We start from the raw sequence: 16,611 nt of genomic DNA, 5'->3' as shown, positions 1-16,611 counted from the left end.
TCATGAGCGAGTGGAATATCACGCGGGACGAGCACACGGCATCCGAAAATCGGCCGGGGGGGGGGGGGGGGGGGGGGGGGGGGGGGGGGGGGGGGGGGGGGGGCGCCCCCCCCCCCCCCCCCCCCCCGGCGGGGGGGGGGGGGGGGGGCGCCGCGCCCCCCCCCCCCCCCCCCCCCCCCCCGCCCCTCCCGTCACAGAGCCCGTGCCCGCGCGGCCCGTGTCACGTCGTCCGCTGCCAGGGCCTGCACAGCCCCAGGAAGCAGGCCATCGCGCCCAGCCCGCAGATCAGCTGGACGACGGCCATCGGGACGGCCGTGTCCTCTCCGGCGATCCCGACGAGGGGCGAGGCGATGGCGCCGATCAGGAAGGAGGAGGTGCCGAGCAGCGCGGAGGCGGATCCGGCCGCGTGTTTCGTACGCATCAGGGCCTGGGCGTTCGTGTTCGGCATCGCCAGGCCCATCGCCGACATCAGCACGAACAGCCCGGCCGCGACCGGGACCAGGCCCACCTTCCCGAAGACCCCGGAGGTCATCAGCAGCAGCGCGGCCGCGGCCAGCACGATGACCGAGAGGCCGAAGGCGAGCGCCTTGTCCAGGCTGATCCGGCCGACCAGCACCTTGCCGTTGATCTGGCCGACGATGATCAGGCCGACCGAGTTGACGCCGAAGAGCAGGCTGAACGTCTGCGGCGAGGCGCCGTAGATCTCCTGTATGACGAACGGCGACGCGCTCACGTAGGAGAAGAGGGTGGCGAAGGCGAGGCTGCCCGCGATCATGTAGCCGGTGAAGACCCGGTCCGCGAGCAGTCCGCGCATGGTGCGCAGCGCGTCGCCGACCCCGCCGGTGTGCCGGTCCTGCGGCGGCAGCGTCTCGTGCAGCCACTTCCAGACGACGAGGGTGAGCGCCAGGCCGACGACGGTCAGGACGGCGAAGATGCCGCGCCAGTCGGTGAACCGCAGCACCTGGCCGCCGATCAGTGGGGCGACGACCGGGGCGACGCCGGAGATGAGCATCAGGGTGGAGAAGAACCTGGCCATCTCCACGCCGTCGTACATGTCGCGCACCACCGCACGGGCGATGACGATGCCCGCCGCACCGGCCAGGCCCTGGAGCAGGCGGAAGCCGATGAGGAGTCCGGTGGTGGGCGCGAAGACGCAGAGCGCGGTGGCGACCACGTAGATCATCATGCCGAGGAGCAGCGGCCTGCGTCTGCCCCAGCGGTCGCTCATCGGCCCGACGACGACCTGTCCGAGCGCCATGCCGGTGAGGCAGGCGGTGAGGGTGAGCTGGATGGTCGCGGCCGGGGAGTGCAGCGACTCGGTGACCGCGGGCAGCGCGGGGAGGTACATGTCCATGGAGAGCGGCGGCAGAGCCGTGAGGCCGCCGAGGACGAGGGTGACGAGAAGTCCGGCGCGCCGGGCCGCTTCGGCAGCGGCCGGTTTCCCGGGTGGTGTGCCGGTGGTCCCGGGCTCCGCGGCCCGGGTTCCGGCGGTCGGTATGTCTGTGCGTTCCTGCTGGGCCCGGCTTGCGCCGCTCTCCGGCATTTCCATCTCCATGTCGTTGAATCCGCATCTATGCTCTCAGCTCAGCCGGACTGGTCGAGACCTCTTGGGGAGCAGGCATGACAGGCATGAGCGGCACTGTGCGGTGGGGTGTGCTGGCGACCGGCGGTATCGCCACGGCGTTCACCGAGGATCTCCGGTCGATGCCGGACACGGAAGTGGTGGCCGTCGCATCTCGGACGGACGCCTCGGCGCGGGCGTTCGCCGAGCGGTTCGGGATACCCCGGGCGTACGGCAGCTGGGCCGCGCTCGCCGCCGACGACGAGGTCGACGTGGTGTACGTCGCGACACCGCACTCGGCCCATCTGGAGGCGGCCTCGCTCTGCCTGGAGGCCGGGAAGCACGTGTTGTGCGAGAAGGCGTTCACGCTCAACGCCCGGGAGGCGGACCGGCTGGTGAAGCTCGCCCGCGACCGGGGGCTCTTCCTGATGGAGGCCATGTGGACGTACTGCAACCCGGTGATCCGGCGCATGACGGAGCTGGTGCGGGACGGTGCCATCGGCGATGTCCGCACCGTGCAGGCCGACTTCGGGCTCGCGGGCCCGTTCGAGGCCGGGCACCGGCTGCGCGACCGGACGCTGGGCGGCGGTGCGCTGCTGGACCTCGGGGTCTATCCGGTGTCGTTCGCGCACTTGCTGCTGGGCGAGCCGGACCGGGTGCAGGCCGACGCGGTGCTCTCCCCCGAGGGCGTCGATGTGCACACCGCGATGCTGCTGGGCTGGTCGGAGGCGGGCGCCTCGGCGCTGCTGAACTGCTCGATCGTGGCGGACACCCCGCAGACCGCCGCGGTCACCGGCACCGAGGGCCGGATCGAGTTCCCGCGCGGCTTCTTCTACCCGGAGCGGTTCGTGCTGCACCGGCCGGGACGCGAGCCCGAGGAGTTCACCGCCGGGGCCGCGGGCACGGGGCTGCGCGGGCTGCAGTTCGAACAGGCCGAGGTGGTGCGGGCGCTGCGGGCGGGCGAGACGGAGTCGCCGCTGGTGCCGCTGGACGGTTCGCTGGCCGTGATGCGGACGCTCGACGCGGTACGTGACCGCATCGGCGTCCGCTACGCGGCGGACGACCTCGGCTGACCGGGGCCGTGGCCGGGGCCCGGGCCGGAGCCGGGGCCGGAGCCGGGGCCGGGGCCGGAGCCGGGGCCGGAGCCGGGGCCGGAGCCGGGGCCCGGGCCGGGGAACACAGCGACCTGGGCCCTACGCGGGCGTGAGGCCCTGGTTGCCCACCTCGGTGACGTACGACGCGGCCGTGGCGAGGGGCGCGCCGGGGGTGGTGACGGCGGACACCGTGCGGTAGTCGGCGCGTGCCTGCTCCCGGCCCAGCGTGACGACGGCGTATCCGCGGCGGCCGTTGAAGAACTTCATGTGCGGGTTGGCCCGCATCTGGTTGTTCCAGCTGCCCGGCCTGTCCGAGCCGTCCTTGCCGCTGGTGATGGAGGTGGCGACGATCTCCGTGCCGACGGTGCGGGACGCCGGGTCGTCGAAGTCCTTCTTCAGGTCGAAGCCGTAGCCGACGTGCACGTCGCCGGTCAGCACCATCAGGTTGTCGACCCCGGCGGCCTCGGCGCCCTTGAGGATGCGGCCCCGGGAGGCGGGGTAGCCGTCCCAGGCGTCCATGGACAGCTTGAAGGCGTCGGTGGGGACGTCGCGCCGCTGGGCGAAGGTGACCTGCTGCGGTACGACGTTCCAGGTGGCCCGCGAGGCGTGCCAGCCGTCGATCAACCAGCGCTCCTGGGTGGCGCCGGTCATGGTGCGCGACGGGTCCTGGGACTCCGGTCCGGGCGTCTGCCAGCCGTCGCCGTACGCCTGGTCGCTGCGGTACTGGCGGGTGTCGAGGATGTCGAACTGGGCGAGCCGGCCGAACTGCAGGCGCCGGTAGAGCCTCATGTCGGGGCCGGTGGGCCGCTGCGGGGCGCGCAGCGGCTGGTTCTCCCAGTACGCGCGGTACGCGGCGGCGCGGCGCAGCAGGAACTCCTCCGGCGGGACGTCGTTCTCGGGGGTCCCGCCCGCGTAGTTGTTCTCGGTCTCGTGGTCGTCCCAGGTGACGACGAAGGGGTGGGCTGCGTGGGCGGCGCGCAGATCGGGGTCGGACTTGTAGAGGCCGTACCGCAGCCGGTAGTCCTCCAGCGTGACCGTCTCCCGGTTGTAGTGGGCGGGGATCCTGCGGTCGGTGTAGTTGCGGGCGCCGCCGGTGGCGTTGACGGCGTACTCGTAGAGGTAGTCGCCGAGGTGGAAGACAACGTCGACGTCCTCCTGGGCGAGGTGCTTGTACGCGGTGAAGTAGCCGTCGTGGTACGCCTGGCAGGAGACGGCGGCCAGGCTCAGCGAACTGTTGCGGGCGCCGCGGGCGGGCGCGGTGCGGGTCCGGCCGACGGGGCTGGTCCACGTTCCGGTGCGGAAGCGGTAGTAGAGGACGCGGTCGGCGTCCAGGCCCTTGACCTCGACGTGGACGCTGTGGTCGAACTCCGGGTGGGCGGTGACCGATCCGCGCCGCACGACGCGGGAGAAGCGCTCGTCGCGGGCGAGCTCCCAGCGCACCCGCACCCGGTTCCTGGGCAGTCCGCTGCCGGGTTCGTACGGGCGCGGTGCGAGTCTCGTCCACAGCAGGACCGAGTCGGGCAGCGGGTCGCCGGAGGCGACGCCGAGGGTGAACGGATCGTCGGTGATCTTCTTCGCGTCCAGCTCGGCGGCGCTCGCGGTGCCCGCGGCGGGCAGGTTGACCGAGAAGGCGAGCGCGGCTGCGGCTCCGGTGACGGTGAGGAAACGGCGGCGGCCGACCTGCCCGGCCGCGTCGCGCATCTCCTGCTGGTGCGATGAGTGTGTCATCTGTCGCTCCCCTGGCTGGTGATGTACTACGGCAGTTCACCGGTCCCGCGCATCGGGCGGCTGTCGTGTTCGCGTCGCTCGGGCGTCGGGTGGATGAGGAATGCGGCAGCACTGGGTTCACGGGGACAAAGCGCGCATCCGTGACGGGCCGATGATCGTCCTCACCGGTCGGGCGGGCCGCGAACACGCCGCCGTACCTGCCGTCTTGACCCCGTGCGGCCTCACGTGTCACCGGGGCGGCAGGGCGTACGCTGCGGGCCCATGAGCAACAAGGTGTTGAATTCCGATCCGAGGACGGCGGTCGTGACGGGCGCGGGTTCCGGCATCGGCCGCGCGGTGGCGCTCGCCCTGACCGGGGCCGGCTGGTCGGTGGCGCTCGCGGGGCGACGGCCCGAGCCGCTCGCCGCGACGGCCGCGCTGGCCGGGGAGAACGCCCGGGTGATCACCGTCCCCGCCGACGTGTCCCGCCCCGAGGACGTGACCGCGCTCTTCTCGTCGGTACGGGAGTGCTTCGGCCGCCTCGATCTGCTCTTCAACAACGCGGGTACGTTCGGCCCGCGTTCCGTCCCCGTGGAGGACCTCGCGGTGGCGGACTGGCGAGCGGTGGTGGACGTGAACGTGACGGGTGCGTTCCTGTGCGCGCAGGCGGCGTACCGGCTGATGAAGGAGCAGGACCCGCAGGGCGGCCGGATCATCAACAACGGCTCGGTCTCGGCCCATGCGCCGCGTCCCCACTCGGTCGCCTACACCACGACCAAGCACGCCATGACGGGGCTGACGAAGTCACTGTCGCTGGACGGGCGCCCGTACCGGATCGCCTGCGGGCAGATCGACATCGGCAACGCGGCCACGGACATGACCGAACAGATGCGGACCGGCATCCTCCAGGCCAACGGCGAACTCGCGGTCGAGCCGGTGATGGCGGCGGCGGACGTGGCGCGGACGGTGCTCCACATGGCCGAGCTGCCCCTGGAGGCGAACATGCAGTTCGCGACGGTACTGGCGACGGCGATGCCGTACGTGGGACGCGGCTGACGGGGCGCGACCGGCGAAGCCGCCCCCAACACGACGCCCGGCCGGGGCGGTTGTCACCGGTCGACCGGACTCCGGGCGGAACGAACACCCGCGTACCGGAACGCCCTGCGCTGCCCTTATGCTGACACCCCTTCACCGGAACTCCACACAAGGAACACAGCATGCGCATACGCACCGCGGCTCCCCTCGCCCTGGCCGCCGCCACCGCCCTGGCCGGCCCGCTGCTCGTCGCGGCCCCCGCCTCCGCCGCCGCGCACCAGGGCGGGCTGCACCTCGGGAAGATCCAGTACGACAGCCCCGGCAAGGACAACCGCAGCAACACGTCGCTGAACGCCGAGTGGGTGGACATCCACAACAACGGCAAGTCGAAGCTCCAGCTCAAGGGCTACAGGCTCAAGGACAACACCGGCTACACGTACACCTTCGGCAGCTACACCATCGCCGCGGGCAAGACGGTCAAGGTCCACACCGGCAAGGGCAGGAACGCGTCGGGCAACGTGTACTGGAACCGCGGTTCGTACGTCTGGAACAACACCGGCGACAAGGCCCGGCTGATCAAGCCGAACGGCAAGCTCCAGGACTCCTGCTCCTGGACGAAGTCCGGCAAGGGCACCAAGAACTGCCACTGAGCCGGACGAAGCCGCGTGCCCGGCCACGGCCCCGGCCACGGCCCCCGGGCATTCCCGCTGCGCCCGCCCCGGGGGCGCACTCCGCCCGCCCGGGGGGGGGCTCACTCCGCCCGCCCGGGGGCCCGCTCCGCCCGCACGGGGGGCGTACTCCGCCCGCACGGGGCGGGAATGTCCCGGGCCGCGAGCGGGTTGATCCGCGGCATGAGCCCGAATTCAGGTATCGAGATCCTCCGCTACACCGCGTTCTCCGCCGATCCCGAGGGCGGCAACCCTGCCGGAGTCGTCCTCGACGCCTCCGGACTCGACGACGCCACGATGCTCGCCGTCGCGGCGGAGCTGGGGTACAGCGAGTCGGCGTTCCTGACCGGCCGGAGCGGGCCGGGCGAGGCGGGGGCGCAGGACGGTGCGGGGGCGCCGGGCGAGGCGGGCGCGCGGGAGTACACCGTCCGCTACTTCAGCCCGAAGGCCGAGGTCCCGTTCTGCGGCCACGCCACCGTGGCGACGGCCCTCGCGCTGGCCGAGCGCGACGGCCCCGGCGATCTGGTGTTCCGTACGGCCGCGGGCACGGTCCCGGTCACCGTCACCCGGGAGGACGCCGAGCTGCGCGCCACGCTCACCAGCGTCGAACCGGACGTCCTGGACATCGCCCCCGAGGACCTGGCCGAGGCGCTCGCCGCCCTGGACTGGCCGGCCGCCGACCTCGACCCGGCGCTGCCGCCCCGGATCGCCTTCGCGGGCGCCCGCCACCTGGTGCTGGCCGCCGCGACCCGGGAACGCCTCGCCGACCTCTCCTACGACTTCGCGCGCCTCGAAGCGCTGATGCACCGGCTGGACCTGACGACCCTGCAACTGGTGTGGCGGCAGGCGCCGGACGTCTTCCACGTCCGCGACCCGTTCCCGGTCGGCGGCGTTGTCGAGGATCCCGCCACGGGCGCGGCCGCCGCCGCCTTCGGCGCGTATCTGCGCGACCGGTCCCTCGTCCCCGGCACCGCGGTCCTCACCCTCCACCAGGGCGAGGACATGGGCCGCCCCGGCACGCTCACGGTCGAGCTGCGGGCGGACGACGCCCGGGTGCGGGTGAGCGGGACGGGAACCCGCATCGGGGACTGAGGGGTCGTACGCCCGCGCCCGGCGTGCGGGGGCCGGCCGTCCGGCAGGCTGGCTCCATGGACCAGCACAGCACCCACGCCCCCGGCCCGGCCGGACACGCGGCCGGCCGTCCGGCCCCGTGTCCCGACCGGGATCACGACACCTGGACGGCCATCGACGAGCTGCACGACTGGCTCGAAGCGGAGACCGGCATCCCGCCCGAGCAGGATCTGCTGCTGCGGATGCTGAAGCTGTCGGAGGAGGTGGGAGAGGTCGCCCAGGCCGTCATCGGGGCCACCGGCCAGAACCCGCGCAAGGGTGCCACCCACTCCTGGCAGGACGTGGAGGCCGAACTCTGCGACGTCATCGTCACCGCGATGGTGGCCCTGCGCACCCTCACCCCCGACGCGGCGGCCGTCTTCGACGGGCATGTGCGACGCGTCGCGGCACGTCCACGGACCCCGCCCGGCCCGTAGCGGCAGGCCCCCGGCGCCACGCCCCGGCGCAGGATCCCGGGGCGTGGCGGTACGGCAACGGGTGCCTGAACAACGGGCAACCATCTCTTGCGGCTACGATCGCGGGCACCGGAGCGAGACCAGGAGTGCCGACCGTGTCCGAACCACGCATCGCCGTATCAATCGTCACCATGGGCGATCGCCCGCAGGAGGTCGAGGCCCTGCTGGCCTCGGTGGCCGGGCAGGACGTACGTCCGGACCGGCTGGTCGTGGTGGGCAACGGATCGCCCCTCCCGGACTTCAGCACCTTTCCGGGCCTGTCCGATCTGACCGGCGGTGTGACGGCGATCGAGCTGGCGGAGAACCTGGGCTGCCCCGGGGGCCGCAACGTCGCCCTGCAGAAGCTGGCGGAGTTCGGTGACGTCGACGTCGTCATCGAGCTCGACGACGACGGGCTCCTGGTCGACAGCGGGGTGTTCCGCAAGGTCCGGGAGCTGTTCGCCGCCGATCCGCGGCTCGGCATTGTCGGCTTCCGGATCGCCGACGAGCACGGCGAGACCCAGCGCCGCCACGTGCCGCGGCTGCGCGCCGCCGACCCGATGCGGGGCGGACCGGTCACCGCGTTCCTGGGCGGCGGACACGCCTTCTCCATGAAGATGCTCGCCCGGACGGGGCCCTGGCCCGCGGAGTTCTTCTTCACGCACGAGGAGACGGACCTGTCCTGGCGGGCGCTCGACGCGGGCTGGAAGATCCTCTACGAGCCCGATCTGCTGCTCCAGCACCCCAGGACCTCCCCGGCCAGGCACTCCGTCTACTACCGGATGACGGCCCGCAACCGGGTCTGGCTGGCCCGCCGGAACCTTCCCCTCCCGCTGGTCCCCGCCTACCTGGGCACCTGGACCCTTCTCACCGTGGCCCGCACCCGGTCGGCGACGGGGCTGCGCGCCTGGGCCGGCGGCTTCGCCGAGGGCGTGCGTACCCCGTGCGGGCGAAGGCAGCCGATGCGGTGGCGCACGGTGTGGCAGATGACGAAACTGGGACGGCCGCCGGTCATCTGATCCGCGTCGGGTCCACCGGTGCGGGGCGGCAAGGAACCAGTCCCGCGACAGGAGTTGCCGATGTCCGTCCGCAGAGTCGTCCCCAACATCCGTACCACCGGTGGGCCCACCGCCGAAGGGATGGAGCGGACCGCGGAGTTCTACGGCCGGCTGGGCCTGCGGGAGGTCATGAACCACGGCTGGATCATGACGCTCGCCTCCGCGTCCGACCCCACGGCCCAGCTCAGCATCATGGGGCCCGACGCGACCGCCCCGGTCACGCCGGACCTGAGCATCGAGGTGGAGGACGTGGACGCGGTGCACGCGGCCATGCGGGAGAGCGGCGCGGAGATCGTCTACCCGCTGCGCGACGAGGAATGGGGCGTACGCCGCTTCTTCGTCCGCGACCCGAACGGTCAGGTCGTCAACGTGCTGGGCCATCGCTGACGGGCCCCTGCCCGGTGGCGCCGTGCGCGCCGGCGCCGCCCCGGCCGTCGTACGGGAGGATCCGCCGCAGCAGGCCCCTGGGGTGGCCACGCTTGCGCCACTCCCTCGGGTATCCGATCGAGACCTCCTCGAAGCGCACTCCGTCGTACCAGGTCGTCCGGGGTATGTGCAGATGTCCGTAGACCACCGCCGCCACGTTGAACCGCCGGTGCCAGTCGGCGGTGAGCCCGGTACCGCACCACTGGGCGAACTCGGGGTACCACAGGACGTCCATCGGTTCCCGCACCAGCGGCCAGTGGCCGGCGATGACCAGCGGGATCCCCGGATCGTGCGCCGCCAGGCGCTCCTGCGTCCGGGCCACCCGCGCCCGGCACCAGGCGTCGCGGCTCGGGTACGGGTCCGGGTGCAGCAGGAACTCGTCGGTGCACACCACGCCCGTCCGGTGCGCGTACGCCAGGGACTCCGCCTTGGTCGTCGTGCCCGGCGCCCGGAAGCTGTAGTCGTACAGCAGGAACACCGGAGCCACGGCCACCGGTCCGTCGGGGCCGGGCCACCGCGGGTACGGGTCCTCCGGAGTGTCCACCCCGAGGCTCCGGCAGAGCTCGACCAGGTGCTCGTACCGCTCCTGGCCACGCAGTCGGACCGGATCCTGCTCGGGCGTCCACAACTCGTGGTTCCCCGGGGCCCAGACGACCCGTGAGAACCGGTCCGCGAGCAGCCGCAGCGCCCACTCCACGTCCGCGATCCGCTCGGCGACATCACCGGCGACGATCAGCCAGTCCTCGTCCGAACCGGGCCGCAACGACTCGACGAGGGGGCGGTTCTCCGCCATGCCCACGTGGAGGTCGCTCACCGCCAGCAGAGAACCGCGGCTTCCATCGGTGCGATCGGACAAAATGCTGAACCTTCCCGCGGAGTGACTGGGCGGAGGACTGAACGGAGGGCCGAACGAAATAGTGCCCCGCCACGGACCGGTCCATGGGTCCCATCCGCAACCCGTCCGGCCGGGACGCGCCCGGGCGGACGGCCGCCGGGACTGGCGGCCGACGCCCGCGGAGGGATGATGGAGACGTCCGTGGGACCCGGCGCGGGACCGTCGGCAGGCGGTGAGAGGGAGCTGAGAACGAGGTGGACCGCAAGACCCTTCCGGGCACCCCCGGGCACAGCGGGCTCCCGTTCGCGGACAGCGCGGCCGGGGCCCTGCTCGATGCGGCCGGGGTGGTCATCGGCTGGACGCCCGCGGCGGAGGAGCTCCTCTCGCTCCCCGCCGACCGTGTCTGCGGCCGTCCCGCCCTGAGGCTGCTCGCGGATCCGGCCGGACTGCCCGGACCACCGGGCGGGCGGCCGGTGGGCGCCTGGTCGGGCGAGGCGGTGGTGCGTACCGGCCGGGGCGAGGCGCTGACCGTCGTCTTCCAGGTCTTCCCGCTGGCGGGGCCCGGGAACGGTGCCGGAGACGAGGGGGCCGTGGGCCCGGCCCGGTACTTCGTGCTCGGGGCGCCGGCCGGGAAGGTCGCCCGGTGGCAGCAGGACCAGGCGTTCACCCGGGAACTCTTCCTCCAGGACCGGCTGGGTCTCGCCGTGTTCGACGCGGAGCTGCGGCTGGTCAGGACCAACACCCATCTGCTGCCGTACACCGGCCTCCCGCCCGACCTGCGCGACCGGCGCCTGGGGGACTTCCTCCAGGCGCCGGACGCGGCGGCGATCGAGCGGCGGCTGCGCGAGGTGCTGCGGACCGGCCGGCCGCTGATCCTGGCGGAGGACACCGTACGGACCATCGAGGATCCGGGCGGCGGGGTGGTGATGGCCGTCTCGGCGTTCCGGCTCCAGGCACCGGACGGGCAGGTCTTCGGCGTCACCGCGCTGTTCACGGACGTCACCGAGCAGCGCCGTTCCGACGAGCGCCTGGCGATCCTGCATCACGCCACCGCCGCCGTCGGCGGATCGCTGTCCGTCACCGGCACCGGCGAGGAGCTGGCCGCCGTACTGGTGCCCGGACTGGCCGACCTCGCCGTGGTGGAGATCGCCCGGGCGGTCTTCACGGGCGAGGAACCGGCTCCCGGCGAGGACGGCACGGTGCTGCTCCGGCGGACCGCGGCGGCCGGGGAGCGGGCCGAGGAGGTACCGACCGGCACCGTGGTCCCGGCCGACGCCGGCTCCGCCCCGTCCGTCGGCAACTCCCCCTCGTCGATGACCGCCCCGCTGCGGGCCCGGGGCAGCTTCCTGGGCCGGGTGACCGTACGGCGCGGCCCCGACCGGCCCGATTACGCACCGGCCGACCTGGACCTCCTGTGCGAGATCGCCGCCCGCGCGGCCCTCGCCCTGGACAACGCCCGCCGCTACACCCGGGAACACCGGGCCGCCGTCGGTCTGCAACGCAGTCTGCTGCCGCCCGCGCAGGCCGAGACCGTCGCCGTGACCACCTCCGGCTTCTATCTGCCGGCCGACACCGCGACCGGGGTCGGCGGCGACTGGTTCGACGTGATCCCGCTGTCCTCCGCGCGGGTCGCCCTGGTCGCCGGGGACGTGGTCGGCCACGGACTGGGAGCCACCGCCACCATGGGGCGGCTGCGCACCGCCGTCCGCACCCTCGCCGACCTCGATCTGGAGCCGGACGAGCTGATGGTGCACCTCGACGACCTGGTCTCCCAGCTCCGCGACGAACCCAGCCAGCCCGAGGGAACCGACCAGCACGACGGGCCCGATGAGACCGACGAACCCGGCCGGCACGACGGGCCCGATCGGCCCGGCCCCGTCACCCGGCCGGACGAAGACCGGGAAACCGGCGCTCTCCGGGCCGACCCGGTCGGCGCCACCTGCCTGTACGCCGTCTACGACCCGGTCTCCCGGCGCTGCGCGATGGTCTCCGCCGGACACCCCCCGCCCGCCGTCGTGGATCCGGACGGGACCGTCTCGTACGTGCCCCTCAATCCCGGACCGCCGCTGGGCGTCAACGGTCTGCCCTTCGAGGTGACCGAGGTGGAACTGGCGCCCGGCAGCCTGCTCGCGCTCTACACCGACGGGCTGATCGAGGGACGCGACAGCGACCTCGACGAGGGCATGGCGGAGCTGAGCCGTCGGCTGGCCCGCCCCGGCGCCGCCACCGCCCCGCTGCGCGAGCTCGGCCAGGAGATCATCTCCGCCCGGCCCGCGCATCAACTCGCCGACGACGTGACCCTGTTGCTCGCCCGCACCCATGCGGTACCGGCCGGCAACACGGCCGTCTGGCCGGTGGCCGCCGACCCGGCCGCCGTCGCCCGGCTCAGGCAGGACGCGGCACAGCAGCTGCGCGCCTGGGGACTGGAGGAGCTGGTCTTCACCACCGAGCTGGTGTTGAGCGAGCTGGCCACCAACGCCATCCGTCACGCCGGCGGCCCGGTCGAGGTGCGGCTGATCCGCGCGGGCCAGCTGACCTGCGAGGTCTCCGACCCCAGCGCCACCCAGCCCCGCATGCGCCGGGCCCTGCTCACGGACGAGGGCGGCCGCGGCCTGTATCTGGTCGCGCAGCTCACCACGCGCTGGGGCAGCCGTTACACCCGGCGCGGCAAGACGATCTGGGCCGAGCAGCCGATCCCGGACGCGCCGGAGGAGCCCGGCGCGCGGAACGGCTGATCCGTCCGCGAGTCCGGCTCGGGCCGCCGCCCCGGCGACGGGACGCATCTTCGCAACGGTTCGCCGCCCCGGTAATGGGTCGTCACCTCCGTAACGTTTCACCACCTTGGCAACGAGTCGTCACCTTCTCAGCCGTCTGCCACCTTGGCAACGAGTCGTCACCTTCACGGCCACCTGCCACCTTGGTATCGAGTCGTCGCCTTCACAGCCGCCTGCCACCTTGGTCACTGGTCATCACCTTTACAATGGTTCGCCGCCTCCGAACCCGCCCACCGCCTCCGCAGCCGCGCGCCGCCCCCGTAGCGGCGCGCTGAACTCCCTTACACCGGCGGCCGGTTACCGGCATCCGGCTCCGCCCCGCCCACCGGGCGGCCGCCACCGGCACGGACGGCCCCGGGCACACCCGCTCCCGGCAGGCCGGACAGCGACCCGGGCGACCCCTTGAGTCCCCCGACGCCCCCATGTTAGAAAACGCTTACCACGCTGGCATTCCTGCACTGGCTCACTCTCCCCCGGAGCTTCGATGACAACTGCCTGGTCCCGTCGTGCCCTGCTGGCCACGGGCGGCGGTGCGGCGCTCGCCCTCGGTCTCCCGACCGCCGCGTCCGCCTCCGGCCCCGCCGCCCTCCCGGCTTCCGCCGCCTCCACCACCGCCGCCGACGCCGCCGACGAGTTCGCCGCCCTGCGCGCGAAGTGGCGCGATCTGTACCTGGGAACCGGCTTCAGCCCGACCGCCGAGCCCTTCAAGTCCAAGCTCGCCGATCTCGGTACCCAGGCAAGCAGTTTCCATTCCACGATGGCGCCCGCGCACGGCTCCCTCTGGCCGGACCTGGTCCATCTCGACCCCGACCCGGACACCGACACCGAGTCGTTCGGCTTCTCCGCCAACATGAACACCAGTTACAACCGGCTGCGCACCATGGCGGAGGCGTACTCCCAGCCCGGCACCGGGCTCACCGGCGACACCGGCCTCCGGGACGCGGTCATCACCGGCCTCGACCACCTGTACGCCGACGTCTTCAACGAGTCGACCGCCCGTTACGGGAACTGGTGGAACTGGCAGATCGGCGCGCCCCAGGCCCTCATGGACACCTGCGTGCTGCTGTACGACGCCCTGTCGGACACCCAGCGTGCCAACTACTGCAATGCCGTGGACAAGTTCCTGCCCGACTCCGCCGTCGGCTCGTACACCGGCACCAGCACCGGCGCCAACCGCGTCGACCTGTGCCGCGGCATGATCCTGCGCGGCATCGTCGGCGCCAGTACCGCCAAGATCGCGCTCGCGGTCGCGGCGCTCTCGCCGGTCTTCCCGTACGTCACGACCGGCGACGGCTTCTACCCGGACGGCTCGTTCGTCCAGCACACCTCCATCCCGTACATCGGTGGTTACGGCGCGGTCCTCAACGACGGTCTCGGCAGGCTCTTCGCCCTGCTGCGCGGCTCGACCTGGGAGATCACCGACCCGGGCAGCCGGCAGTTCCTCGACACGATCGACGCGGCCATCGCCCCGTTCATCTACGACGGCCTGATGATGGACAACGTCTCCGGCCGCGGAATCACCCGCGTCGGCTCCAGCGACCACACCCGCGCCCACGGCGTGATGGCCTCCATCGTGCTGCTCGGCATGGGCGCCGGTCCCGAGGAGAACGCCCGCTGGCGTGCCATGGTCAAGGGCTGGCTGCAGCGCGACCACTACGCCCCCGCGCTCAGGGCCGGATCGCTGAGCCTGGTCAACACCGCCCGGTTGCAGGCCCTGTTGGACGACTCGGCCGTCACCGCGTCCCCGGAGCCGTCCGCGCACCGGGTCTTTTACAACATGGACCGGGCCACCCACCGCCGCCGCGGCTGGGGCGCCGGTCTCTCGATGGCCTCCGAGCGGATCGCCCACTACGAGTTCGGCAACGGGGAGAACAAGCGCGGCTGGCACACCGGCGCGGGCTGGTTGCAGTGGTGGGGCGACGGCACGGGTCTCGATCAGTACTCGGACGCGTACTGGCCGACCGTCGACCCGTACCGGCTGCCCGGCACCACCGTCTCCCGGAAGAAGCTCGCCGACGGGGAGGGCGGCGCCTGGGCCAACCCGAGGCCGGGCACGAAGTGGGTCGGCGGCACCGGCGACGGCGAGTTCGGCACCTCCGGCCAGCACCTCCAGGGTCTGGCGAGCACGATGCACGCCCGCAAGTCGTGGTTCTGGCTCGACGACTGCGTGGTCTGCCTCGGCTCCGGCATCACCTCCGCCGACGGCGCGGGCGTCGAGACGGTCGTCGACAACCGCTTCCTCGGCGCCGGCGGCACACCGCGGCTGCTGCTCGACGGCAGGGCCCAGCCCGTCACCCAGGGCTGGACCACCACCCGCCGGACCACCTGGGCCCACCTCGACCGGCACGCCGGCTACGTCTTCCCCGGCGGCACCGAACTGCACGCACTGCGCGAGGAACGCACCGGCGCCTGGAAGGACATCAACGACGGCGGGACCGGCACGGCCGAGACCCGCCGCTACATGACCCTGTGGCAGGACCACGGCACCGACCCGGCGGACAGCTCCTACGCGTACATCATGCTGCCGGGCGCGAGCAGCAAGCGCACCGCCGCCCGCGCCGCGGACACCGGCTGGCTGCGGATCCTCGCCAATGACGCCGGACGCACCGGCATCAGTGTTCCCTCCCTCGGCTTCACCGGCATCAACTTCTGGGCGGCGGGCACGGCGGGCAAGGTCACGGCGAGCGCCCCGGTCTGCGTACAGATCCACGAGAAGCGCGACGGCACCGCCACGATCAGTGTCTCCGACCCGTCCCGCACCGTCACGGGCCTGACCCTCACCTGGCGGCAGCACGTCAAGTCGGTGCTGTCCAGGGCGGAGAGCGTCACCGGTGTCCGGACCGGTTCGGCGGTGACCACCGTGACCTTCGGCGACCTGAGCAAGAGCCGGGGCGCCACGCACACCGTGCGCGTCCGGGTGCGGTGACCGCCCGGTTGCGGTGATCGCCCGGGGCGCCGGCCCCGGGATCGCCCGGCATGCCCCTCGGGCATCGCCGGGCGATCCCGGTTCCGGGGTTGCGGTTGCCGCAACGGCAGCTTCTACCGTCCTGACCAGGGCCGGAGAGGCCGGCCCGGTGAGGTGATCGGGTGAGGAGACGGCGATGGTCTGGCCGATCGAGGAGGTCGCCCGGATGTCCGGTGTGACGGCTCGGACGCTGCGGCACTACGACGAGATCGGTCTGCTGCCGCCCGCGGGGACCGGTTCCAACGGCCACCGCCGCTACGGGGAGGGCGAGCTGCTCCGGTTGCAGCAGATCCTCGTGCTGCGGGCGCTGGGCCTGGGCCTGCCCGAGATCGGGCGGATCCTGGCCTCGCAGGTCGATGAGGTGGAGGCGCTGCGCGGTCACCACCGCCGGCTGCTCGCCGAGCGCGACCGGATCGAGGCGCTGGCCGGCACCGTCTCCCGCACGATCACCGAACTGGAGGAGTCCAGAAAGGACGGTGGCCCCATGACCGCCATCAACCGACCGGAGAATCTCTTCGAGGGCGTCCGGCCCGCCCAGTACCAGGAGAGTCTGCGCGACTTCCCGGGGCTGGCCGCGGACATCGGCCGGCACACCTCGGCGATGAGCGAGGCGCAGATCCAGGCCGGACACCGCGAGCGCACGGCGCAGATGATCCGGCTGGCCGAGCTGCTGGCGGCGGGTGTGCCCGCCGGGGCAGATCCGGTGCAGGCCGAGATCGAGGCCCAGTACCGGGCCCTGACCGCGCTGCGGGCGGTCTCCACCGAGGAGTACCGCGCGATCGGGCGCTCCTGCGTGGAGAACGAGCAGTGGTGCGCGGCGTACGAGGCGATCGCGCCGGGCCTGGCCGCGTACCAGCGGGACGCCATCGAGGCGTACGCGACGACCCGGCTGGGCTAAGCCGGACGGGGTGCCGTCGCGGGAA

At 72.8% G+C, this 16,611-nt stretch carries 13 protein-coding genes; 10 read left to right on the top strand and 3 right to left on the bottom strand.

Annotation, left to right across the window (positions count from 1 at the left end; all coding sequences use genetic code 11):
- Positions 1 to 220: 220 nt before the first annotated feature.
- Complete coding sequence (locus ACGF8B_RS29655; RefSeq protein ID WP_392744667.1) at positions 221 to 1,543, bottom strand: multidrug effflux MFS transporter; 1,323 nt, start codon at positions 1,541 to 1,543, stop codon at positions 221 to 223.
- Positions 1,544 to 1,629: 86 nt separating this feature from the next.
- Here ACGF8B_RS29655 and ACGF8B_RS29650 point away from each other — a divergent pair, with 86 nt between their 5' ends.
- On the top strand, positions 1,630 to 2,634 hold the full coding sequence (locus tag ACGF8B_RS29650; protein ID WP_392744664.1) for a Gfo/Idh/MocA family oxidoreductase: 1,005 nt from the start codon (positions 1,630 to 1,632) through the stop codon (positions 2,632 to 2,634).
- 120 nt (positions 2,635 to 2,754) lie between these two features.
- Here ACGF8B_RS29650 and ACGF8B_RS29645 read toward each other — a convergent pair whose 3' ends face one another.
- Complete coding sequence (locus ACGF8B_RS29645; RefSeq protein WP_392744602.1) at positions 2,755 to 4,383, bottom strand: alkaline phosphatase D family protein; 1,629 nt, start codon at positions 4,381 to 4,383, stop codon at positions 2,755 to 2,757.
- A 261-nt stretch (positions 4,384 to 4,644) separates the two neighbouring features.
- On the opposite strand from ACGF8B_RS29645, the gene ACGF8B_RS29640 reads away from it, so the two are divergent.
- The 6 genes from ACGF8B_RS29640 to ACGF8B_RS29615 all read left to right on the top strand — a co-directional run bounded on the left by ACGF8B_RS29640 (position 4,645) and on the right by ACGF8B_RS29615 (position 9,075).
- On the top strand, positions 4,645 to 5,418 hold the full coding sequence (locus ACGF8B_RS29640; RefSeq protein WP_392744600.1) for an SDR family oxidoreductase: 774 nt from the start codon (positions 4,645 to 4,647) through the stop codon (positions 5,416 to 5,418).
- Between the two features lie 161 nt (positions 5,419 to 5,579).
- A complete protein-coding gene (locus ACGF8B_RS29635) occupies positions 5,580 to 6,047 on the top strand; it encodes a lamin tail domain-containing protein (RefSeq protein WP_392744598.1) in 468 nt (155 codons plus the stop codon).
- A gap of 201 nt (positions 6,048 to 6,248) precedes the next feature.
- On the top strand, positions 6,249 to 7,157 hold the full coding sequence (locus tag ACGF8B_RS29630; RefSeq protein WP_392744596.1) for a PhzF family phenazine biosynthesis protein: 909 nt from the start codon (positions 6,249 to 6,251) through the stop codon (positions 7,155 to 7,157).
- A gap of 56 nt (positions 7,158 to 7,213) precedes the next feature.
- Positions 7,214 to 7,612 (top strand): MazG-like family protein, encoded by a 399-nt coding sequence (locus tag ACGF8B_RS29625; RefSeq protein WP_392744593.1) that lies wholly within the window; start codon positions 7,214 to 7,216, stop codon positions 7,610 to 7,612.
- Positions 7,613 to 7,746: 134 nt separating this feature from the next.
- Entirely contained in the window at positions 7,747 to 8,649 is a 903-nt protein-coding gene (locus ACGF8B_RS29620) for a glycosyltransferase family 2 protein (protein WP_392744590.1), read from the top strand.
- Positions 8,650 to 8,709: 60 nt separating this feature from the next.
- Complete coding sequence (locus ACGF8B_RS29615; protein WP_392744587.1) at positions 8,710 to 9,075, top strand: VOC family protein; 366 nt, start codon at positions 8,710 to 8,712, stop codon at positions 9,073 to 9,075.
- On the opposite strand, the gene ACGF8B_RS29610 is transcribed toward ACGF8B_RS29615, so the two are convergent.
- Positions 9,053 to 9,928, bottom strand: coding sequence for a metallophosphoesterase family protein (locus ACGF8B_RS29610; RefSeq protein ID WP_392744584.1), 876 nt, complete (start codon positions 9,926 to 9,928; stop codon positions 9,053 to 9,055). The genes ACGF8B_RS29615 and ACGF8B_RS29610 overlap by 23 nt on opposite strands.
- 275 nt (positions 9,929 to 10,203) lie before the next feature.
- Between ACGF8B_RS29610 and ACGF8B_RS29605 the strand changes: the two genes are divergently transcribed.
- From ACGF8B_RS29605 to ACGF8B_RS29595, 3 genes are all read left to right on the top strand, one after another.
- Entirely contained in the window at positions 10,204 to 12,684 is a 2,481-nt protein-coding gene (locus ACGF8B_RS29605) for a SpoIIE family protein phosphatase (protein ID WP_392744581.1), read from the top strand.
- Positions 12,685 to 13,207: 523 nt separating this feature from the next.
- A complete protein-coding gene (locus tag ACGF8B_RS29600) occupies positions 13,208 to 15,649 on the top strand; it encodes a polysaccharide lyase 8 family protein (protein ID WP_392744578.1) in 2,442 nt (813 codons plus the stop codon).
- A 175-nt stretch (positions 15,650 to 15,824) separates the two neighbouring features.
- Complete coding sequence (locus tag ACGF8B_RS29595; RefSeq protein ID WP_392744576.1) at positions 15,825 to 16,586, top strand: MerR family transcriptional regulator; 762 nt, start codon at positions 15,825 to 15,827, stop codon at positions 16,584 to 16,586.
- Positions 16,587 to 16,611: the final 25 nt, after the last annotated feature.

This window comes from Streptomyces sp. NPDC047917, assembly GCF_043204345.1.
GTDB classification, from domain to species: domain Bacteria; phylum Actinomycetota; class Actinomycetes; order Streptomycetales; family Streptomycetaceae; genus Streptomyces; species Streptomyces sanglieri.
The sequence above is the reverse complement of the archived record's forward strand: the minus strand, read 5'-3'. Positions and strand labels throughout refer to the sequence as shown.

Excerpts from the sequence above, each read along its gene's own strand:
- ACGF8B_RS29640 (WP_392744600.1), top strand. The coding sequence starts at position 4,645 with ATGAGCAACAAGGTGTTGAATTCCGATCCGAGGACGGCGGTCGTGACG.
- ACGF8B_RS29630 (WP_392744596.1), top strand. The coding sequence starts at position 6,249 with ATGAGCCCGAATTCAGGTATCGAGATCCTCCGCTACACCGCGTTCTCC.
- ACGF8B_RS29635 (WP_392744598.1), top strand. The coding sequence starts at position 5,580 with ATGCGCATACGCACCGCGGCTCCCCTCGCCCTGGCCGCCGCCACCGCC.
- ACGF8B_RS29615 (WP_392744587.1), top strand. The coding sequence starts at position 8,710 with ATGTCCGTCCGCAGAGTCGTCCCCAACATCCGTACCACCGGTGGGCCC.
- ACGF8B_RS29600 (WP_392744578.1), top strand. The coding sequence starts at position 13,208 with ATGACAACTGCCTGGTCCCGTCGTGCCCTGCTGGCCACGGGCGGCGGT.
- ACGF8B_RS29595 (WP_392744576.1), top strand. The coding sequence starts at position 15,825 with ATGGTCTGGCCGATCGAGGAGGTCGCCCGGATGTCCGGTGTGACGGCT.
- ACGF8B_RS29655 (WP_392744667.1), bottom strand. The coding sequence starts at position 1,543 with ATGCCGGAGAGCGGCGCAAGCCGGGCCCAGCAGGAACGCACAGACATA.
- ACGF8B_RS29625 (WP_392744593.1), top strand. The coding sequence starts at position 7,214 with ATGGACCAGCACAGCACCCACGCCCCCGGCCCGGCCGGACACGCGGCC.
- ACGF8B_RS29650 (WP_392744664.1), top strand. The coding sequence starts at position 1,630 with ATGAGCGGCACTGTGCGGTGGGGTGTGCTGGCGACCGGCGGTATCGCC.
- ACGF8B_RS29645 (WP_392744602.1), bottom strand. The coding sequence starts at position 4,383 with ATGACACACTCATCGCACCAGCAGGAGATGCGCGACGCGGCCGGGCAG.